The organism is Tepidimonas sp. HKU78 (assembly GCF_049860815.1).
In the GTDB taxonomy this organism is placed as follows: domain Bacteria; phylum Pseudomonadota; class Gammaproteobacteria; order Burkholderiales; family Burkholderiaceae_C; genus Tepidimonas.
In genome coordinates, this window is record NZ_CP187547.1 from 1,489,130 (window position 1) to 1,509,006 (window position 19,877).

The 19,877-nt window shown below is 64.4% G+C and carries 20 protein-coding genes, 1 tRNA gene and 2 pseudogenes; 14 read left to right on the top strand and 9 right to left on the bottom strand.

Annotated elements, in window-relative coordinates; genetic code table 11:
• The first annotated feature begins 271 nt into the window (after positions 1-271).
• Entirely contained in the window at positions 272-1,261 is a 990-nt protein-coding gene (locus ACPYIS_RS07480) for an alpha/beta fold hydrolase (protein WP_424565384.1), read from the top strand.
• Here ACPYIS_RS07480 and ACPYIS_RS07485 read toward each other — a convergent pair.
• Positions 1,183-2,223, bottom strand: coding sequence for an integron integrase (locus ACPYIS_RS07485; protein ID WP_132963361.1), 1,041 nt, complete (start codon positions 2,221-2,223; stop codon positions 1,183-1,185). The genes ACPYIS_RS07480 and ACPYIS_RS07485 overlap by 79 nt on opposite strands.
• A gap of 244 nt (positions 2,224-2,467) precedes the next feature.
• Between ACPYIS_RS07485 and ACPYIS_RS07490 the strand changes: the two genes are divergently transcribed.
• The 7 genes and pseudogenes from ACPYIS_RS07490 to ACPYIS_RS07520 all read left to right on the top strand — a co-directional run bounded on the left by ACPYIS_RS07490 (position 2,468) and on the right by ACPYIS_RS07520 (position 6,827).
• Positions 2,468-2,764, top strand: coding sequence for a hypothetical protein (locus ACPYIS_RS07490; protein WP_424894789.1), 297 nt, complete (start codon positions 2,468-2,470; stop codon positions 2,762-2,764).
• A gap of 101 nt (positions 2,765-2,865) precedes the next feature.
• Positions 2,866-3,342, top strand: a complete 477-nt coding sequence (locus tag ACPYIS_RS07495) for a DM13 domain-containing protein (RefSeq protein ID WP_145867884.1) — start codon at positions 2,866-2,868, stop codon at positions 3,340-3,342.
• Positions 3,343-3,799: 457 nt separating this feature from the next.
• The gene (locus tag ACPYIS_RS07500; RefSeq protein ID WP_001007673.1) at positions 3,800-4,627 is read left to right on the top strand and encodes an oxacillin-hydrolyzing class D beta-lactamase OXA-2; all 828 of its coding nucleotides are present in this window, start codon (positions 3,800-3,802) and stop codon (positions 4,625-4,627) included.
• A gap of 36 nt (positions 4,628-4,663) precedes the next feature.
• Positions 4,664-5,502, top strand: a pseudogene (locus ACPYIS_RS07505) (AadA family aminoglycoside 3''-O-nucleotidyltransferase).
• 21 nt (positions 5,503-5,523) lie between these two features.
• A complete protein-coding gene (locus tag ACPYIS_RS07510; protein ID WP_424894789.1) occupies positions 5,524-5,820 on the top strand; it encodes a hypothetical protein in 297 nt (98 codons plus the stop codon).
• Positions 5,821-5,994: 174 nt separating this feature from the next.
• The gene (qac, locus tag ACPYIS_RS07515) at positions 5,995-6,327 is read left to right on the top strand and encodes a quaternary ammonium compound efflux SMR transporter QacL (protein WP_000800531.1); all 333 of its coding nucleotides are present in this window, start codon (positions 5,995-5,997) and stop codon (positions 6,325-6,327) included.
• Positions 6,328-6,452: 125 nt separating this feature from the next.
• Entirely contained in the window at positions 6,453-6,827 is a 375-nt protein-coding gene (locus ACPYIS_RS07520; protein WP_339584963.1) for a cupin domain-containing protein, read from the top strand.
• Positions 6,828-7,115: 288 nt separating this feature from the next.
• On the opposite strand, the pseudogene ACPYIS_RS07525 reads toward ACPYIS_RS07520, so the two are convergent.
• Together ACPYIS_RS07525 and ACPYIS_RS07530 are read right to left on the bottom strand one after the other, a co-directional pair.
• Positions 7,116-8,568 (bottom strand): annotated as a pseudogene (locus ACPYIS_RS07525) (IS5 family transposase).
• Positions 8,569-8,755: 187 nt separating this feature from the next.
• Positions 8,756-9,145 carry an AraC family transcriptional regulator ligand-binding domain-containing protein gene (locus ACPYIS_RS07530; RefSeq protein ID WP_132963668.1) on the bottom strand — a complete coding sequence of 130 codons (390 nt, stop codon included), beginning with the start codon at positions 9,143-9,145 and terminating at the stop codon, positions 8,756-8,758.
• Between the two features lie 172 nt (positions 9,146-9,317).
• Between ACPYIS_RS07530 and ACPYIS_RS07535 the strand changes: the two genes are divergently transcribed.
• Both ACPYIS_RS07535 and ACPYIS_RS07540 read left to right on the top strand, forming a co-directional pair.
• Complete coding sequence (locus ACPYIS_RS07535; RefSeq protein WP_279388356.1) at positions 9,318-9,704, top strand: cupin domain-containing protein; 387 nt, start codon at positions 9,318-9,320, stop codon at positions 9,702-9,704.
• Between the two features lie 38 nt (positions 9,705-9,742).
• The gene (locus ACPYIS_RS07540) at positions 9,743-10,057 is read left to right on the top strand and encodes a cupin domain-containing protein (protein ID WP_132963670.1); all 315 of its coding nucleotides are present in this window, start codon (positions 9,743-9,745) and stop codon (positions 10,055-10,057) included.
• A 52-nt stretch (positions 10,058-10,109) separates the two neighbouring features.
• Here the strand turns inward: ACPYIS_RS07540 and ACPYIS_RS07545 are convergent, their stop codons facing one another.
• Together ACPYIS_RS07545 and ACPYIS_RS07550 are read right to left on the bottom strand one after the other, a co-directional pair.
• Positions 10,110-10,694 (bottom strand): YqaA family protein, encoded by a 585-nt coding sequence (locus ACPYIS_RS07545; protein ID WP_132963671.1) that lies wholly within the window; start codon positions 10,692-10,694, stop codon positions 10,110-10,112.
• Positions 10,695-10,731: 37 nt separating this feature from the next.
• Entirely contained in the window at positions 10,732-12,351 is a 1,620-nt protein-coding gene (locus ACPYIS_RS07550) for a peptide chain release factor 3 (protein ID WP_424859647.1), read from the bottom strand.
• A 41-nt stretch (positions 12,352-12,392) separates the two neighbouring features.
• Between ACPYIS_RS07550 and ACPYIS_RS07555 the strand changes: the two genes are divergently transcribed.
• Entirely contained in the window at positions 12,393-13,742 is a 1,350-nt protein-coding gene (locus ACPYIS_RS07555; RefSeq protein WP_424894788.1) for an RsmB/NOP family class I SAM-dependent RNA methyltransferase, read from the top strand.
• 34 nt (positions 13,743-13,776) lie between these two features.
• Here ACPYIS_RS07555 and ACPYIS_RS07560 read toward each other — a convergent pair.
• Positions 13,777-13,861, bottom strand: a tRNA-Leu gene (locus tag ACPYIS_RS07560).
• A gap of 75 nt (positions 13,862-13,936) precedes the next feature.
• Here ACPYIS_RS07560 and ACPYIS_RS07565 point away from each other — a divergent pair.
• Positions 13,937-14,560, top strand: coding sequence for a DUF6806 family protein (locus ACPYIS_RS07565; RefSeq protein ID WP_424859645.1), 624 nt, complete (start codon positions 13,937-13,939; stop codon positions 14,558-14,560).
• Positions 14,561-14,628: 68 nt separating this feature from the next.
• Here ACPYIS_RS07565 and ACPYIS_RS07570 read toward each other — a convergent pair whose 3' ends face one another.
• The gene (locus tag ACPYIS_RS07570) at positions 14,629-16,179 is read right to left on the bottom strand and encodes a fumarate hydratase (protein ID WP_424894787.1); all 1,551 of its coding nucleotides are present in this window, start codon (positions 16,177-16,179) and stop codon (positions 14,629-14,631) included.
• Positions 16,180-16,223: 44 nt separating this feature from the next.
• Positions 16,224-16,817: a TIGR00645 family protein gene (locus ACPYIS_RS07575; protein ID WP_299019692.1), complete on the bottom strand. Its 594-nt coding sequence runs from the start codon at positions 16,815-16,817 to the stop codon at positions 16,224-16,226.
• Positions 16,818-16,981: 164 nt separating this feature from the next.
• Between ACPYIS_RS07575 and acs the strand changes: the two genes are divergently transcribed.
• Positions 16,982-18,976: an acetate--CoA ligase gene (gene acs, locus ACPYIS_RS07580; protein ID WP_425973457.1), complete on the top strand. Its 1,995-nt coding sequence runs from the start codon at positions 16,982-16,984 to the stop codon at positions 18,974-18,976.
• A 141-nt stretch (positions 18,977-19,117) separates the two neighbouring features.
• Here the strand turns inward: acs and ACPYIS_RS07585 are convergent, their stop codons facing one another.
• Positions 19,118-19,423 carry a c-type cytochrome gene (locus ACPYIS_RS07585; protein WP_299018923.1) on the bottom strand — a complete coding sequence of 102 codons (306 nt, stop codon included), beginning with the start codon at positions 19,421-19,423 and terminating at the stop codon, positions 19,118-19,120.
• 161 nt (positions 19,424-19,584) lie between these two features.
• Between ACPYIS_RS07585 and ACPYIS_RS07590 the strand changes: the two genes are divergently transcribed.
• Positions 19,585-19,824 carry a TIGR04438 family Trp-rich protein gene (locus ACPYIS_RS07590; protein ID WP_299018925.1) on the top strand — a complete coding sequence of 80 codons (240 nt, stop codon included), beginning with the start codon at positions 19,585-19,587 and terminating at the stop codon, positions 19,822-19,824.
• The last annotated feature ends 53 nt before the right edge of the window (positions 19,825-19,877 follow it).

The window sequence follows — 19,877 nt, forward strand, 5'->3', positions numbered from 1 at the left end:
GGTGATCGCCCAGGCGCGCCGCATCCGGCACAGTGGGGGTCTCGTTTGACCCCTTGTCGTTGGAGCCGTTTGCATGTCCGCCACAGGCCGTCTGTTGACTCGCATCGGGGCCGCTGCCGCCCTGACCCTACCCCTGACCCTGCCCCTGGAGGCAGGGGCGGTGACGAGCCCCATTCCGCCAGCCGTCACCCGTTACCTGACGCTGCCCCACGGCCGGATCGCCTATGACGATACCGGCGGATCCGGGCCGCTGGTGCTGGCCATCCCCGGCATGGGCGATTTGCGCCACGAATACCGCACCCTGCGGCCGTTGCTGTGGCGTGCCGGCTACCGGGTGGTGACGATGGACATCCGTGGTCACGGTGAGTCGTCGGTCGCGTGGGACGACTATTCGGCTTACGCCATCGGGCACGATGCGCTGGCCCTGATCGCGCATCTGCAGGCCGGCCCGGCGGTGATCCTGGGCAACTCGTTCGCCGCCGGCTCGGCACTGTGGGCCGCGCACGAGGGGCCGGCGTCGGTCACGGGTGTGGTGCTGCTGGGGCCCGTGGTGCGCGACGGCGAGCCGCCGTGGTGGGCGCGGGCGGCGGTGGCCGTCGGCTTTGCCGGGCCATGGCGTACCGCGTTTTGGTTGGCGTTTTGGGATAGCCTCTTTCCCCTGCGCAAGCCGGATGACCACGCGCAGGCGCACGCCGCCCAGCGGGTCGCCACCCACGGCGTCCTGAGCCCCGGGCACGTCGGTGAGGTCGATGTAGGCCTCGTCGATGCCGCGGTCCTCGATCTGCGGCGCGATCTCGGCCACCGCCGCCTTGAACAGTCGCGAGTAGCGACGGTACTCGTCGAAGTCGGTCGGCAGCAGCACCACCTCGGGCGCGAGCGCCGCGGCCTTCATGAGGCCCATGCCCGAATGCACACCCAGCGCCCGTGCCTCGTACGTGGCGGTCGTGATGACACCCCGTCCCGCGTACTCGACCAGCCGAGCGTAACGGCGGGTGCCGTCGGCCAGCAGCTCGGGCTGATGCCGGTGGCCGCCGCCGATCACCACCGGCTGACCGCGCAGGTCCGGGTAGCGCAGCAGCTCCACCGACGCGTAGAAGGCGTCCATGTCGAGGTGGGCGATGTAGCGGGGCATGGGAACGGGGCGGGAACAGCGGCCGGGACCGTGTCGCCCAGGCGCGGGGCTCAGTGTGTCAGCAGGGTGTCCAGGCGGTCGAGGGGGCTGTGCACACCGCCCCCGCCCACCTTCAGCACATGGGTGTAGATCATGGTGGTGCTCACGTCCGAATGGCCCAGCAGTTCCTGCACGGTGCGGATGTCGTAGCCGGCCTGCAGCAGGTGTGTGGCGAAACTGTGGCGCAGGGTGTGGGGTGTGGCCGCCTTGTGGATACCTGCTGCCTGCAATGCGCGTTTGAAGGCGCGCTGGAACGTCTGGTCGTACAGGTGGTGGCGCCGCACCACGCCGCTGCGCGGGTCCACCGCGTGCTGTGCCTGCGGAAACACCCAGAACCAGGGCCACGAGGCGCCGGCCCGGGGGTACTTCCGGGCGAGCGCATCAGGCATTTCCACCCCGCCGCGGCCGGCCTGCCGGTCGGCCACCCACAGGGCATGGGCCCGGGCCAATTGCTCGCGCAACGGTTGCTCCAGCGTGCGCGGCAGCATCAGCACGCGGTCCTTGCCGCCCTTGCCGTCGCGCACCACGATGGCCCGGTGGGCAAAGTCGAGGTCTTTCACCCGCAGGCGCAAGCCCTCGGTCAACCGCATGCCGGTGCCATAGAGCACCTGGGCCAGCAAACGGTGCTCGCCCTCCATCAACGCCAGCACGGCGGCCACCTCCTGCGCCGAAAACACCACCGGCAGCCGCCGCCGCGGCTGCGGCCGGGCGATGGTGTCCATCCAGGGCAGTTGCACGCCCAGCACCTTCCCGTACAAGAACAGCAGCGCCGACAACGCCTGCCGGTGGGTGCTGACCGACACCCCCCGCTCGCTCGCCAGCCAGGTGAGAAAGGCTTCAACCTCCGGCCCACCCATCTCGGCCGGGTGACGCAGCCGGTGAAACCGGATGAAGGCGCGGCACCAGTACACATAGGCCTCTTCGGTGCGCAGGCTGTAATGCAGGGCGCGGATGCGCTCCCGCAGTTGATCGAGCAGCCGCGTCGATTTCAACGGCGGCAGTGCCTCACCGCGCCGTGGCGGCCTGCCCGCCGCCGGATGGGTTTCATGCATCTTGTTCTCTCCCTTGGGGCCCCCTTTCGGGGGGGGGGTTGCCAACGCCCGCGCGCACAGGTAAAGTGCGTGGTACGAACGTTGCGCCAATTTGCATGAAATTTAGTACTGTACAAACATCCAGTCAATGCCTGGAAACGCAGGCTGGGCGCGGCTTTACGCCCGATCGAGCCGCCGGTGTTAGGGAGACAGCCGTCGGTGTTATGCAGCAGTTTTGCTCCCTATAACACGTTAGGGGTTACGCATGAAAGACATCGTGCTACTGCTAAGCTCGTTTGCTGGCGGCTTGTTCCTCGGCTACTTAACAGCCATCCTCACCTTCTTCGTATGGGGGCTAGTCAAGGAAGGCTTCGAGGCTCCAGGCCAAATGGCAATTCCAGCAATTTTTCTACTTGCAATATTCGGCACTGCGCTAGGTTACCTAACGGTTTTCGTGTTTCAGAGTTGGCCGGTATTCATCGGCGCAGCTATTACCTTTGCTCACGGGGCTCGCCCACTATTCCGCTCGGAAGAAGTCGATGATCAAACACAAAACCCCTAACTGGCCGCTCCAGCCGACCGTCAAAAAGCTGCGCTTTTTGCCGTCGGCTGAGCTTTCACGTTAGGCGTCACATCTGACCACCTGTTCACCTCCGCGTACCGATGAAAACACGAACAGCCATCCTGCTTGTTGCAACCCACCTAGCCGTAGCGGCAGCTGGCTTTGCTGGAGGCATCTACGCGCTGCCAATCCTCACGGCGCCAGCCCCACCAACGATGGACGAGATCAAAGCAGCTACTGGGCAAGCTCTGTTCTCAGGAGAGTTCAAACGTGAGCTCAAAGACAGCGACGCGCTGCATTGGGGCGAAGGCACCGTCACCATCGGGTCTAGCTCCATATCCTTCGTAGGAAAACTAGCACCGGGGCCAGACTACAAGCTCTACCTTTCACCCGAGTTTGTGGAAACCGAGTCAGACTTCAACCGCCTGAAGAACCAGATGGTTCGAGTAGGCGACGTGAAGACCTTCGAGAATTTCGTGGTCACAGTTCCTGGCGGCATCGATCCAGCCAAGTACAGCGCTGTTATTGTCTGGTGCGAGAGCTTTGGGCAGTTCATCACTGCAGCAAAGTACAGGTAGTGCAAGGTGCCGCCTAACCCCTCGGTCAAGCTGAGCACCAACGGCAGGCCACCAGGCCCGAGCCACAGGTACGGTGTACATTTTCTGTGGCTCGGGCCTGGCGTCCTGCCGTTGGCGCCAGCTTACCTCGAACGTTAGGCCGCATGGGCTTCCTGATCAGTGGAGTAGCTCGCATCGTGGCGGATCACGTGCTCCGGCTCTTTTCTGCACTGGCTCGCGGTTGCGCCCGGATGGTGTCGCGGCAGCTGGGCACCGTGGCTTCCTTGCTCCAGACAGCGTTTCCCGCGGCTTCTTCGCCGGGCGCCCGGTTCTGGTCGGATCTCGGGCCGTGGCGCTGGGGCGCTCTCGTCTACCCATTGCTGTCGCGCCGCGCTACAGTGCGGCCTAACAGTTCATTCAAGCCGACGCCGCTTCGCGGCGCGGCTTAATTCAGGCGTTGGGCATTAAGGAAAAGTTAATGGCAATCCGAATCTTCGCGATACTTTTCTCCATTTTTTCTCTTGCCACTTTCGCGCATGCGCAAGAAGGCACGCTAGAACGTTCTGACTGGAGGAAGTTTTTCAGCGAATTTCAAGCCAAAGGCACGATAGTTGTGGCAGACGAACGCCAAGCGGATCGTGCCATGTTGGTTTTTGATCCTGTGCGATCGAAGAAACGCTACTCGCCTGCATCGACATTCAAGATACCTCATACACTTTTTGCACTTGATGCAGGCGCTGTTCGTGATGAGTTCCAGATTTTTCGATGGGACGGCGTTAACAGGGGCTTTGCAGGCCACAATCAAGACCAAGATTTGCGATCAGCAATGCGGAATTCTACTGTTTGGGTGTATGAGCTATTTGCAAAGGAAATTGGTGATGACAAAGCTCGGCGCTATTTGAAGAAAATCGACTATGGCAACGCCGATCCTTCGACAAGTAATGGCGATTACTGGATAGAAGGCAGCCTTGCAATCTCGGCGCAGGAGCAAATTGCATTTCTCAGGAAGCTCTATCGTAACGAGCTGCCCTTTCGGGTAGAACATCAGCGCTTGGTCAAGGATCTCATGATTGTGGAAGCCGGTCGCAACTGGATACTGCGTGCAAAGACGGGCTGGGAAGGCCGTATGGGTTGGTGGGTAGGATGGGTTGAGTGGCCGACTGGCTCCGTATTCTTCGCACTGAATATTGATACGCCAAACAGAATGGATGATCTTTTCAAGAGGGAGGCAATCGTGCGGGCAATCCTTCGCTCTATTGAAGCGTTACCGCCCAACCCGGCAGTCAACTCGGACGCTGCGCGATAAAACCGCGCAGCGCCGGTTACTTCAACGTTAGACATCATGAGGGAAGCGGTGACCATCGAAATTTCGAACCAACTATCAGAGGTGCTAAGCGTCATTGAGCGCCATCTGGAATCAACGTTGCTGGCCGTGCATTTGTACGGCTCCGCAGTGGATGGCGGCCTGAAGCCATACAGCGATATTGATTTGTTGGTTACTGTGGCCGTAAAGCTTGATGAAACGACGCGGCGAGCATTGCTCAATGATCTTATGGAGGCTTCGGCTTTCCCTGGCGAGAGCGAGACGCTCCGCGCTATAGAAGTCACCCTTGTCGTGCATGACGACATCATCCCGTGGCGTTATCCGGCTAAGCGCGAGCTGCAATTTGGAGAATGGCAGCGCAATGACATTCTTGCGGGTATCTTCGAGCCAGCCATGATCGACATTGATCTAGCTATCCTGCTTACAAAAGCAAGAGAACATAGCGTTGCCTTGGTAGGTCCGGCAGCGGAGGAATTCTTTGACCCGGTTCCTGAACAGGATCTATTCGAGGCGCTGAGGGAAACCTTGAAGCTATGGAACTCGCAGCCCGACTGGGCCGGCGATGAGCGAAATGTAGTGCTTACGTTGTCCCGCATTTGGTACAGCGCAATAACCGGCAAAATCGCGCCGAAGGATGTCGCTGCCGACTGGGCAATAAAACGCCTACCTGCCCAGTATCAGCCCGTCTTACTTGAAGCTAAGCAAGCTTATCTGGGACAAAAAGAAGATCACTTGGCCTCACGCGCAGATCACTTGGAAGAATTTATTCGCTTTGTGAAAGGCGAGATCATCAAGTCAGTTGGTAAATGATGTCTAACAATTCGTTCAAGCCGACCGCGCTACGCGCGGCGGCTTAACTCCGGCGTTAGGGGTTACGCATGAAAGACATCGTGCTACTGCTAAGCTCGTTTGCTGGCGGCTTGTTCCTCGGCTACTTAACAGCCATCCTCACCTTCTTCGTATGGGGGCTAGTCAAGGAAGGCTTCGAGGCTCCAGGCCAAATGGCAATTCCAGCAATTTTTCTACTTGCAATATTCGGCACTGCGCTAGGTTACCTAACGGTTTTCGTGTTTCAGAGTTGGCCGGTATTCATCGGCGCAGCTATTACCTTTGCTCACGGGGCTCGCCCACTATTCCGCTCGGAAGAAGTCGATGATCAAACACAAAACCCCTAACTGGCCGCTCCAGCCGACCGTCAAAAAGCTGCGCTTTTTGCCGTCGGCTGAGCTTTCACGTTAGATGCCAGATTTGGCGTTGCGTATGCTCACAGAAAATCGATAGCCGCAAGACTGTTTTTGGCAACTCATAGCCACTACTATTTCTCCTTCATGCCGTAGAGGAGATTGCACGTGAAGAACTGGCTCTTTCTGGCTATTGCAATCTTTGGTGAGGTCGTCGCAACTTCCGCACTGAAGTCCAGCCATGGATTCACCAAGTTAGTTCCTTCTGTTGTAGTTGTGGCTGGCTACGGGCTTGCGTTCTATTTCCTCTCTCTCGCACTCAAGTCCATCCCGGTCGGCATTGCTTATGCTGTTTGGGCTGGCCTCGGCATCGTACTTGTGGCAGCTATCGCTTGGATCTTCCATGGCCAGAAACTAGACTTGTGGGCGTTCGTTGGCATGGGACTTATCGTTAGTGGCGTCGCCGTTCTAAATCTGCTATCCAAGGTCAGCGCACATTGACCGGGCTGGCATCTAACAATTCATTCAAGCCGACGCCGCTTCGCGGCGCGGCTTAACTCAGGTGTTAGGCGCTTGGTGCGCGGCGTAGTTCTTGCTTGCTTTGCACCATAACTCTCGGAGCAGCCATGAGCAGTCAGCGCGTATTCAAATCAAGTGACCACATGCAAGTAAGCGACGGTGAGCCGATCCGCTCCGTTGTCCAAGAGTCTGAACATTCAGTGATCGTCGCTTGGCACGTTGAGCCGGGACAAACGATAGCTGCGCATACGCATCCAGAAGGCCAAGATACCTGGACAATTCTGTCCGGTCACGGCGATTATCAAATCGACGAACAAGGCAACACCGTTGTGGTCACATCAGGCGATGTTGTCGTAGCCAAACGAGGCCAAGTGCATGGCGTCACTTGCACGAGCAGAGAACCATTGCGTTTCATTTCCGTAGTCGCACCATTCGAAGCAGGTTATGTTCTTCTTCCACCACGCGCGCGGGTTGACACGTGAAGTGCAACACTCAAAGCTTCAGGTCGAACTACTATGAAGACCTTCCACTCCGCGCAGCCTAACTGTTAGTTCAACGTGGACGCCAACAGCGGCCATGCCTTCGGCATTTTATTGGCCGCTGTTGGTGCCCTGCGCCCTTCGGGCTCCGGCGCCAGTTAACTCGTTCGTTAGGGGCTCTATGCCGTTTTGTGTGGAAACGCTTCGCGTCATGTCGGCATGGCTGGCGCGAACGGACTGGCCGGCAGGTGCTTGAGCTTGGACATGCGTAGGTAGTCGGCCCTGCAAAATTCATCTCGCGGCGCCGACGAGAAGCGCCGGACGTGCAAGAGTAGCGAGTCGATTCGCGGACGCTGCGAGCGCTGACAGCAGCCAAAGCGAGCGCAAAAAGGCTGGAGCAATGCCCCGCCGGGCGATGGCACGCAGCAGCCAGCGGATGTTGAAGCCGGCTGCGCACAACACCGCATGCAGCGCGTCACCCTCAGCGCCCTTGAGCCAGCAGCGCTTCATGCCGTGATCGTGCTTGGCATGCCCGATGGCCGGCTCGACCGCCTGACGCCGCTTCAGCCAGCGCCGCTGGCTGCGCGTGAGCGAGCGGCTCTTGCCGCGATGGATCAATGTCACCGCGCCAATGTGGGCATCCGCCCCCCGGTAGCCCAGGTCGACGATGGCCGTGTGCGGCTTGACGCCCAGCTCCTGCAGCAAGACGGTGGTCTGCTCCAGTTGCTCGGCCAGCGTGTGGCCGTCGTAGGGGTTGCCCGGCAGGCTGCGCGCACCGACCATCAAGCCCTGTTTGGCCGTGACGGCCACGCTGACCTTCACGCCGAACTCGTAGGGCTGGCGGGCCTTGCCCTTGCCGATGCACTCGACCTGCGGCGCATGCAGCGCGTACAGCTTGTGCTTGTCCTTGGGGCGCTGCGAGCGGATGCGCTCGGCGCGCTCCAGCCATGGCTGCAGGCGATCACGCACGTCTTGCGGCGCTGCCAGCAGGCGGCGTTGCACGTCGCGCAGCACGCGCCCGAGCACGGTGCGCTGGCGCTTGAGCACCCGGCGCAGCCGCTTGAACTGCTTGGCGTGCGCATAGCCGCCGGCACGCCGGCGCAGGCTGCGGCCCTCGCGCTCGAAGGTCTGCTTCAGCCGCAGCCCGGCGCGCTGCGCCAGTTGCACCACCTTGGCCCGCGCCACTTCCAGCAGCCGGCTGTCGGTGGGATAGGCCACCGCCTTCTCCTGCACCGTGGTGTCCACGATCACACGCTGCAGTTCGCTCTTGCGCACCACCTGCATCTGCACGGCCGCCTCGATCGTCTTGGCCAGCAACTCCTGCACGCCGGCCTCGCCCAGCACCCGCCTGAAGCGCCCGATCTGCGTGGCATCGCACGGCAGGCGTGGCTCGTAGTACTCCTGCCCGCTGAAGAACTGCCACACCACGTTCTCGGCCCAGCGCTCGACCACGGCCTGGTCGCTCAGGCCATAGGCGTGCTTGAGGTACAGCAGCGACACCATCCAAGCGGATCGCCAGGCGCGGGCGGCCTGCCGCGCTCACGCCTGCGCCGACCACCTGCAGCGTGGGGCCGAACAGGTCTGTACCTTCGATGCTGCGCCCGCGCCGGTCCTTGCGCGCCAGCAGCGGCGCCACGCTCGCTTCGATCTGCTGCCACGGCATGCGCGTGGCCAGCACCGCCAGCGGGTGGCGCAGGTCGATCATCTGGTCCAGTCGGGCGCGGAAAAAGTCCGGCGTGCTCATCGAAATCCCTCTCCAAACTCCCAGAAATTCGCATCGAGCCGATTCATCTTCGGGAGTTCCAACCCCGCAACATCACCTCACCAACTCAGTGTCCATGCGGCTTCAGGGCGTTTTGCAGGGCTGACGAATTCCACTGCATGTCGGCTGGGGCGGACGCTCGGGTCGGCAAACCGGTGTTCGATGCGCGTCACCGTGCCCTCGGGCTGGATGTCGAACGTGGCCACATCGTGCAGCAGCCGGTTGTAACGCGCCAGCCGCTGCAGGGCTGTGCCCAGATCGGCGCCGTGCGCACCGCATAGTCCAACACCTGGAACATCCCGGGACGGATCGCGGCGGCCACATGCAGACCGAAAGCCGGGTCTGCGCTGCGCTGCGCCGCCTCGTCCCACAGGCGCGTCTCGACCGTCAGCGGTATGCGCGCGTCGGGGTCGTGCAGCCAGGCGGGGTCGAAGCCGGCCGCAGCCATGAGCCCGTCGGCTGCCACACCGCGCGCCGCAGCTGCGGCCACGATCATGGCGCCCATGCGGGCAGACACCGTTGCAGAGGGGGACGCCGCGGTCGCGGCGGAATGCTTCATGATTGAAAATCGACCACGGCGAAAGCAAAGAACCCCATCCGGCAGCGCCAGCCGGCAGGAATCTATCGTTATGACACCTCATCTCCCAGGTCCGACCAGTGCGGCCGTTGTTGCCGCACATGTTCCACCCCGCACCCAGCCATCGCTCTATCCGCCACCGTTTGCGGCCCGCATGGCCGGCCGGGTCAAGCGCGCGCTGGGCGATGTGTTCGGGCTCAGGCGGTTTGGTGTCAACCTCACCGAACTGGCGCCTGGTGCGCTGTCGTCGCTGCGTCACGCGCACAGCCATCAGGACGAGTTCATCTACATTTTGCAAGGCTACCCCGTGCTGCGCACCGACGCTGGCGACACGCCGCTGGCTCCCGGCATGTGCGCCGGTTTTGCCGCGGGGCGTGGCGATGCGCACCAGCTCTTCAACCCGACGGCCGAGACGGTGATCTATCTGGAGGTCGGCGATCGAACCCCGCAGGATACGGTGTACTACCCCGACGATGACCTACGAGCCGTGCACATCGACGGGCGCTGGGTTTTTACCCACAAGGACGGCCGACCCTACTGAGGTCGTGTGCCGATCCCCCGTGACCCCGAAAGCGTTTCATGCCCACCATCACCCATCCCCGTGATTTCACCGCCGAGCGCGCTTGGGGGGCCCTCCAGATCGCCCAGCTCGACGGCGTCACCGTGCGTCTGCACTGGACCGATGCACCCTACCACTGGCACGTCAATGACGGTTCGGAGGTGTTCACCGTGCTCGACGGTCGTGTCGAGATGCGTTGGCGCGAGGCCGGCCAGGAGCGCTGCACGCTGCTCGCGCCGGGCGATATTTTCTTTGCCGAGACGGGCTGTGAGCACGTGGCCCATCCGCAGGGGCCAGCGCGCATCCTGGTGGTGGAGCGAGCCGGGTCGGTATAAGCGCCGAGACGATCGGATCGTCAGGGCCAGCGTCACCGAATCGGGTAGCGGGTCAGCGCACGGCGTACGCTACCGCGCCCACCACCACCAGCGCCACGATGGCCCAGCCGACGCGGTCGATATGCCGCCGCAGTTGTGCCTCCATCCGCGCGCCCCCCCAGCGCAACAGGGCCGCCACCAGGAAGAAGCGCGCCCCACGTCCGACCAGCGAGGCCAGCGTGAACGGTAGCACCGCCATCGACAGCGCGCCGGCCGCGATGGTGAATACCTTGTAGGGTATGGGCGAGAAGCCGGCCACGAACACCGCCCACACGCCCCACTGGCCGAACCAGGCCACCGCCTGTTGGTACGCGGCCGCGTAGCGACTGGCCAGCAGCCATGGCTCGATGGCGGTGAAGGCAAGCGCCCCGATGCCGTAGCCGATCAGGCCGCCCAGCACCGAGGTCCACGTCGTCAGCCAAGCCAGCCGCCAGGCTGCCTGCGGCTGCGCCAGCACCATCGGCGCCAGCATGACGTCGGGCGGCACCGGAAAAAACGACGACTCGGCGACGCTGATCGCGGCCAGGTAGCGCGGCGCGTGCCGGTGCCGTGCCCAGCCCAGCGCGCGGTCGTATAGCTGCCGAAACATTGATGCCATAAAACGCTCACCAACAAGAGGCCATTCCTGCGCGCCTTCACGCGTGGCCGTGAAAAACCAGCCCCGCGTGCTCGCGCATCGCGTGGAAGCGGATCTTGGGCCAGTTGCTCTCCACCGCCCGCAGCGTGGCAGCGTGATCGAGCAAGATGGCCGGCGCCTCCACCGCATCCCAGGCCATGCGGTGGACGTTGGCGTCGATGAAGCGCTTGAGTTCCGCCTCGCCGCCGTTTTCCGGCGGGCAGGTCACCCAGCGCACCACGTGGTAGGGGCTGGCGCCGATACGCGCCTTGACGCCGTACTCCGTCTCCAGCCGGTGCTGCACCACCTCGAACTGCAGCTGCCCCACCGCGCCCAGCAGCAGAACCGACCCTGCCATCGGCCGAAACACCTGGATCGCGCCTTCCTCGCCCAGTTGCTGCAGCCCCGCCTTGAGCTGCTTGGTGCGCAGCGGGTCGGCCACCTCTACGCTGCGAATGATCTCGGGCGCGAAAAACGGCAGCCCCGTGAACTGCAGCGCCTCGCCCTCGGTGAGCGTGTCGCCCAACTGCAGCAAGCCATGGTTGGGAATGCCGATGATGTCGCCTGCGTAGGCCTCCTCCAGCAGTTCGCGCCGTTGCGACAGGAACGACACCACGGTGTTGGGCTTGAACTCCTTGCCCGTGCGTGTGATGCGCAGCTTCATGCCGCGCTCGAAGCGCCCGCTGGCCACCCGCACGAAGGCGATGCGGTCGCGGTGTGCCGGGTCCATGTTGGCCTGAATCTTGAACACCACGCCACTGAATTTGGGCTCGGTCGGCGCCACCTCGCGCTGCAGCGCCGGTTTGGGCCCAGGCGGCGGCGCCAGCTCCACCAACGCGTCCAGCACCTCCTTGACGCCGAAGTTGTTGATCGCCGAGCCGAAGAACATCGGCGTCTGCGTGCCGGCCAAAAATGCCGCATGGTCGAAGGCCGGCGTGGCGCCTTCGACCAGCTCCAGCTCGTCGCGGGCCTGCTGCCACTCCAGGCCATAGCGCTCGGCAATCGCCGGGTTGTCACGGCCAGCCAGCACCTCCTCGTCGCCGCCGCGACGGTCCTCACCCGCCGTGAAGACGCGCATTTGATCGGTGCGCCGGTCCCACACCCCGTGGAAGCGCTTGCCCATGCCCACTGGCCAGGTGAACGGCACCACCGTCATGCCCAGCTCGCGTTCGATCTCATCGAGCAGGTCCAGCGGTGCCTTGACCTCGCGGTCCATCTTGTTGATGAAGGTCAGGATCGGCGTGTTGCGCGCGCGGCAGACCTGCAGCAGCCGCCGCGTCTGCGGCTCGACCCCGTTGCCAGCATCGATCACCATCAGCGCTGCGTCCACCGCGGTGAGCACACGGTAGGTATCTTCGGAAAAATCCTGGTGGCCGGGGGTGTCGAGCAGATTGATCACGCAGTCGCGGTACTCCATCTGCATGACCGAGCTGGCCACCGAAATGCCGCGCTGCTTTTCGATTTCCATCCAGTCGCTGGTGGCATGACGCGCGGCCTTGCGCGCCTTGACGCTGCCGGCAATGTGGATGGCCCCCGAAAACAGCAACAGCTTTTCGGTCAGCGTGGTCTTGCCCGCGTCGGGGTGGGAGATGATGGCGAAGGTGCGGCGCCGCCGCACCTCGGAGGCGATGTCTGGCATGGGCCGCGATTATCCCGCAGCGCTGGGCGACAATCGCGGCCATGTCGCGATCGTCTCGCCCATCGGCACGCCCGCCGGTCTCGGCCTCGCCCCTGGCGCTGGCCGCGCACCTGTTGCAGCAAACGCTGCAGTTTCAGCAGCCGCCCGACGCCTTGCTGGCCCACGCCATGCGCGGGCCGTCGCGGCTGGGCGCACGCCTGCGCACGGCCGTGGCCGACGCGCTCTTTGCCGCGCTGCGTGACTTGCCGCGCTGGCATTGGCTGGCCGCCCACGTGCGCGGGCGGGCGGCGACGCCGCTGGACGTCGCCCAATGGCGCCAACAGCCCGGCTGGTGCGAGGACATCGTCCGGCTCGCCTGGCCGTCGGCGGCGCTGCCTGCGCTGGCCGAGGCTGACGCGCATGCGGCCGCGGACGTGCAGCAGTGGCAGCAGCAGGTGGCGGGCGTCGATCTGGCGTCGGCGCCCGAGTCGGTCCGCCTCGGCCTGCCGCCGTGGCTGCTGCAACGCCTGCACGAGGTGGTGGGGGATGAGCGGGAGGCGCTGGCGGCGGCGTTGCGCCAGAGCGCCCCACTGGACTTGCGCGTCAACGCCTTGTGCGCCAAGCGCGCGGCCGTGCTGGACGAGCTGCGAGCGGCCGGCCTGCCCGCCGAGCCCACCCCGCACGCGCCCTGGGGCATCCGCCTGCCCCTGCGCGCGCCGCTGCAGCGCTTGGATGCGTACGCGCGTGGCGCCGTCGAGGTGCAAGACGAGGGCTCCCAACTGATCGCCGCGCTGGTGGGCGCGCGCCGAGGCGAGACGGTGGTCGATTTTTGCGCGGGCGGCGGCGGCAAAACGTTGGCGATGGGCGCCGACATGCGCGACACCGGGCGGCTCTACGCCTTCGACACCGTGGCCGCGCGCTTGCAAGCGCTGCCCGAGCGCGCCCGCCGCGCGGGCCTGACCCAAGTGCACACGATGGCGTTGGCGCACGAGCACGACGAGCGGCTGCTGCGGCTGGCGGGCAAAATCGACCGCGTGCTGGTGGACGCGCCTTGCAGCGGGCTGGGCACCGTGCGTCGCCACCCGGAACTGTTGTGGCGTCACACCCCGGCCGCGGTGAGCGAGTTCGCCGCGCTGCAGCAGCGCATCCTGGCAGCGGCGGCGCGGCTGGTGCGCCCCGGTGGGCGGCTGGTGTACGCCACCTGTAGCCTGTTGCCAGAGGAAAACGAAGCCCTGGCCGAGGCGTTCGAGCGTGCCGCGGCGGGGGACTTCGTGCCGCTCGAGGCTGCGCCGCTGCTCGCGCAAGCGCGTGTCAACGCCCCGGATGGGTTGGTGCAGGGGAGGTATCTGCGCCTGTGGCCGCACCGCCACGGGACGGACGGTTTTTTTGCTGCGGTCTGGCAGCGGCGCTGAGCGGTGCGTTGTCGGCCGCGCATGGGGCGCAGTTTGGTGCGAGTGGCGGGACTCGAACCCGCACGGCTTGCGCCTCAGGATTTTAAGTCCTGTATGTCTACCGATTCCATCACACTCGCCGCAAGAGTAGGTGCGGGCCAGATTCTACCGATGGCCCAGGTCGTACAATGCGCGTTTTGAGTCGGGTCGCGACCATGAGCCAAGACAACCCTCCGTTCGAGATCCACGTCCACGGCGACGTCCCGCTGCGCGACGACGTGGACTACACCCACATCCAGGAGGCGCTGCGCCCGTTGTGGAGCTATGTCGGTGCGCGCTCGCTCGTCGACGCTGCCGCCAGCGCCTACGAGGAAGAGCCCGGCATCCGCTTCGATCCGCAGGCGCACGTCCTGCAGATGTGCTGGACCATCGAGGGCGACGAGGATTTTCGACTCGCCATCGAAGAGGCCTGCATGGGCCTCAACGACATCGCGGCCGCCGGTGCGGCCATCGAGGTGTCGTTCTACGACCTCGAGTTCGACGAAGACGAGGCCCCCGAGGACGCGCAGGCGCGCGACGACTTTGTCATGTGCTTCGTGGGGCCGACGCCCGCGGCCATCATGCAGGTGCAGCGCGACTTGTTGGTGCAAGACGTGGTGCAGCTGATGGAGCGCCACTTCGACGCTTCCGAGCTGGGCGGCGTGGTCGAGGCGATCGACCAGCTGTTTGCCAACCGGTTCGACGCGATGGTCAACTCGCTGCAACTCGGCCGCCCGCCGCGCGGCGCGGGACCGAGCGGCGGCCACGGCGGGCCGCGCAAGCCGCGCCACTTGCACTGAACTGCAGCGGTACCTAGCCGCGACACCCGGCTCGCGACTGGGGTACAGCAGTACCGGGCGCCCTACCGTCAAGCGGCCGTGACCGCAATGCCTTTGAATTCGCCGCGCGCGATGCGCTCGCGCCACTCAGCGGGGCCGGTTTCGTGCACGCTGGTGCCGGTCGCGTCCACCGCCACCGTCACCGGCATGTCGCGCACCTCGAATTCGTAGATGGCCTCCATGCCCAGGTCTTCGAACGCGACCACGCGCGCCGAGCGGATGGCTTTGGCCACCAGGTACGCGGCGCCGCCCACCGCCATCAGGTAGGCCGAGCGGTTGTCTCGAATGGCCTCAATGGCGACCGGGCCGCGTTCGGACTTGCCGATCATCGCGATCAACCCGGTCTTTTCCAGCATCATGCGCGTGAACTTGTCCATGCGCGTGGCGGTCGTGGGGCCAGCGGGGCCGACCACCTCGTCGCGCACCGGGTCCACCGGGCCCACGTAGTAGATGACGCGGTTGGTAAAGTCGACGGGCAGCGGCTCCCCGCGCGCCAGCAAGTCGGCGATGCGCTTGTGCGCCGCGTCGCGGCCGGTCAGCATCTTGCCGTTGAGCAGCAATTTCTGGCCCACTTTCCACGACGCGACTTCTTCCTTGGTCAGGGTGTCGAGGTTGACGCGCGTGGCGCTTTGCGTGTCCGGCGTCCAGGTGACGGCCGGCCAATCCTCCAGCCGCGGCGGCTCCAGCCGCGCCGGGCCGCTCCCATCCAAGTGGAAGTGAACATGGCGCGTCGCGGCGCAGTTGGGGATCATGGCCACCGGCAGCGACGCCGCGTGTGTCGGGTAGTCCAGGATCTTGACGTCCAGCACCGTCGTCAGCCCCCCCAGCCCCTGCGCGCCAATGCCCAGCGCGTTGACCTTTTCGTATAGCTCCAGCCGCAGCTGCTCCACGCGCGTGAGCGCCGCGCCACTGCGCTGCTTGTCGATGAGCGTATGGATGTCCACCGGCGCCATGAGCGCTTCTTTGGCCAGCAGCATGGCTTTCTCTGGCGTGCCGCCGATGCCGATGCCCAAAATGCCCGGCGGGCACCAGCCCGCGCCCATGGTCGGCACGGTCTTGAGCACCCAATCCACGATGGAGTCTGACGGGTTGAGCATCACCATCTTGGACTTGTTTTCCGAGCCGCCGCCTTTGGCAGCGCAGATCACCTCGACGCCGTCACCGGGCACGATCTCGAAGTGCACGACGGCGGGGGTGTTGTCGCGCGTGTTCTTGCGCGCGCCCGCCGGGTCGGCCAGCACCGAGGCGCGCAGCGGGTTGTCCGGGTTCAGATACGCGCGGCGAACGCCTTCGTCGACCATCTGTTGCACGCTCATCGTCGCGTCGGGCCAGGTGACGTTCATACCCACCTTCAAGAACACGACCGCGATGCCCGTGTCCTGGCAAATGGGCCGATGCCCCTCGGCGCTCAGGCGCGAGTTGGTCAGGATTTGCGCGATGGCATCCTTGGCTGCGGGCGACTGCTCGCGCTCGTACGCCTGGCCCAGCGCCCGGATGTAGTCCAGCGGATGATAGTAGCTGATGTACTGAAAGGCGTCGGCGATCGATTGGATCAGGTCTTCCTGGCGAATGGCAGTCATGGGGGACTCCTGGGGGCGGTCGGTGTTTACTGACACCAGTCGTGTCAATGCGCCTCGCCGTCCGTGGTTTGGTGGATGAGCTTTTCGGTCAGGGCGATGGCCAGGGCGCTGAGCAAGAAGACGGCATGGATCACCGTCTGCCACAGCAGCACCTTGTCGGTGTAGTTGGCGGCGTTGATGAAGGTTTTGAGCAAGTGGATCGAGCTGATGCCGATGATGGCGGTGGCCAGCTTGACCTTGAGCACCCCGGCGTTGACGTGGTTGAGCCACTCGGGCTGATCCGGGTGGCCCTCCAGTCGCAGGCGGCTGACGAAGGTTTCGTAGCCGCCGACGATGACCATGATGAGCAGGTTGCTGATCATGACCACGTCGATGAGCGCCAGCACCACCAGCATGATGATGGTCTCGTTGAGACCGTCGAGCTGGGTTTCGGCCACGTAGCCGATGGAGCGCACCAGTTTGTCCAGTGCCTGCTGGTTGCCGAATGCCGCTTCGATCAAGTGCACCAGCTCCACCCAGAAGTGGTAGACGTACACCATTTGCGCCACGATCAACCCGATGTAGAGTGGCAACTGCAGCCAACGGCTCGCGAAGATCAATTTCGGCAAGGGCGGAATCGGCTTGTGGATCTGAGTCATGACACGCTCGGTGACGGATTGGGCGGGCCAATTGTAGTGGCGGGGCACATTCGGCGGGGCCCCACGGCGGTCGGCGTGCCGTGCGTAAGGGCCTCGTCAGAGACCCGCTGCACAGTCTTAGGCTGTCGTTTTTTGCATCCCAACGTCCCTGAGGAGACCCCGACATGGCTGAATCGACCGCCGCCATTGCCTCGATGCTGGTGGAAAACCGCGTCTTCGAACCCAACCCTGAGCTGGTCGCGCAGGCCCGTGTCTCGGGCATGGAGGCGTACCACGCGCTGTGCGCCGAGGCCGAGGCCGACTACGAAGGATTTTGGGCCCGGCGCGCGCGCGAGTTGCTGGTCTGGCACAAACCGTTCACCCAGGTGCTCGATCAGTCCAACAAGCCCTTCTACCGGTGGTTCCAGGACGGCGAGCTCAACGCCTCGGTCAACTGCCTGGACCGCCACATCGGCACCCCCGTCGAAAATAAAACCGCCATCATCTTCGAGGCCGACGATGGCGCGGTCACGCGCATCACGTACAAAGAACTGCTGGCGCGCGTGAGCCAGTTTGCCAACGCGCTCAAGGCCATGGGCGTGCGCAAGGGCGACCGCGTGGTCATCTACATGCCGATGACGATCGAGGGCGTGGTGGCGATGCAGGCCTGTGCGCGCATTGGCGCCACCCATAGCGTGGTGTTCGGCGGTTTTTCGGCCGGCGCGCTCAAAGACCGCATCCAGGACGCGGGCGCGGTCGCCGTGATCACCGCCAACTATCAGATGCGCGGCGGCAAGGAGCTGCCGCTCAAGGCCATCGTGGATGAAGCCATCGCCCTTGGCGGCTGCGAGACCGTGCGCCAGGTGGTGGTGTTTCAGCGCACGCCCACCGCGTGCCACATGGAGCCCGGCCGCGACGTCTGGATGCACGACGCGCTTGCGGGCCAGCCCACCGAATGTCCGGCCGAGATGGTGGGCGCCGAGCATCCGCTGTTCATCCTCTACACCTCCGGCTCCACGGGCAAGCCCAAGGGTGTGCAGCACAGCACCGGCGGCTATTTGCTTTGGGCCAAGCAGACCATGCTGTGGACCTTCGACCTTAAGGACAGCGATGTGTTCTGGTGCACGGCCGACATCGGCTGGATCACCGGCCACACCTACGTCGCCTACGGGCCGCTCGCCGCGGGCGCGACGCAAATCGTGTTCGAAGGTGTGCCCACCTATCCGAACGCCGGGCGCTTCTGGCAGATGATCGAAAAGCACGGCTGCACCATCTTTTACACCGCGCCGACGGCGATCCGCTCGCTCATCAAGGCCAGCGACACCGACGAAAAGGTCCACCCGAAGAACTGGAATCTGTCGACGCTGCGCATCCTGGGGTCGGTGGGCGAGCCGATCAACCCCGAGGCCTGGATGTGGTACTACCGCCACGTCGGCGGCGAGCGCTGCCCCATCGTCGACACCTTCTGGCAGACCGAAACCGGCGGCCACATGATTACCCCGCTGCCGGGCGCCACGCCGTTGGTGCCCGGATCGTGCACCCTGCCGCTGCCGGGTATCGCCGCGGCAATCGTCGACGAGCAAGGCAACGACATGCCCAACGGACAGGGTGGCATCCTGGTCATCAAAAAGCCCTGGCCGTCGATGATCCGCACCATCTGGGGTGATCCGGAGCGCTTCAAGAAGAGCTACTTCCCCGAGGAGCTCAAGGGCTACTACCTGGCGGGCGACGGAGCGGTGCGCTCCGAAGACCGCGGCTACTTCCGCATCACCGGCCGCATCGACGACGTGCTCAACGTCAGTGGCCACCGCATGGGCACGATGGAGATCGAGTCCGCCCTGGTGGCCAAGACCGACCTGGTGGCGGAAGCCGCCGTCGTCGGTCGACCCGATGACATCACCGGTGAGGCCATCGTCGCTTTCGTCGTGCTCAAGCGCCCGCTGCCGCAGGGGGAGGAAGCCAAAGCCATCGCCAACGAGCTGCGCAACTGGGTGGCCAAGGAGATCGGACCGATCGCCAAGCCGAAGGACATTCGCTTCGGCGAAAACCTGCCCAAGACGCGCTCAGGCAAGATCATGCGGCGCCTGCTGCGCGCCATCGCCAAGGGCGAGGCCATCACGCAAGACGTCTCGACGCTGGAAAATCCGCACATCCTGGAGCAGCTGGCCAAGACCAACTGAGCCACGGCAGCGGCTGCTGCGCCGCGGCGCGGGCCGCGGTGCCTGCGTGGGCCAGGCGGGCGCCAAGAAAAAAGGCTTGCCGTGCGGCAAGCCTTTCATCAGGTGCGCGTGGCCGCCCCGGCGGCGACGCGCACACTGCCGTCACTTCAGGCCCAACACCCAGGTGGCCAGCTTTTTGGCCTCGGCGTCGCTGACCTGAGGGTTGGCCGGCATGGGGATCGCGCCCCACACGCCCGCGCCGCCCTTCTGGATCTTGGTGGCCAGCATGTCGGCGGCCTTGGCGTCGCCGGCGTACTTTTTGGCGATGTCTTTGTATGCCGGGCCCACAAGCTTTTTGTCCACCGCGTGGCAGGCCATGCAGTTTTTGGCCTTGGCCAGGGCCTCGTCGGCCAGGGCGGGGCCAGAGATGGCAGCGGTTGCCGCCAGAATGAGCAGAGCGTGTTTCATGGTTTCAGTCCTCACTGTGGATTGAGGGAATCGGCGTTTCGGTATTTCCATTCTAATGAGGCGGTCCTCGGGCACAATGTTTGGTCACAGTTTGTTGCAAACGATACGACCCGGTACGCGGAGCCTAGGCCGCACCCGGTGGGTTTTCGAAGGGACGCACGATGGCCTTGTTGCTGGTCGGGGTGGTGTTGCTGGCCCTGAAGTGGGCCGAGGTCGGGCCGGTGGCGCAGTGGGGCTGGGGCTGGGTGCTGGCCCCCTTTGGTCTGGCGGCCGTTTGGTGGTGGTGGGCCGACTGGTCCGGCTATACGCAGCGCAAGGCCGTGGAAAAGGAAGAGGCGCGCAAAGCGGCGCGGCTGGCCAAGGCGCGCGACCGGCTCAAGCCCCCCGTGTCGCGCCGTTGAGGACGGCTGCTGGCACAATGCGGCCCAAGCGGCTGTGCCATCGGACGATGGAG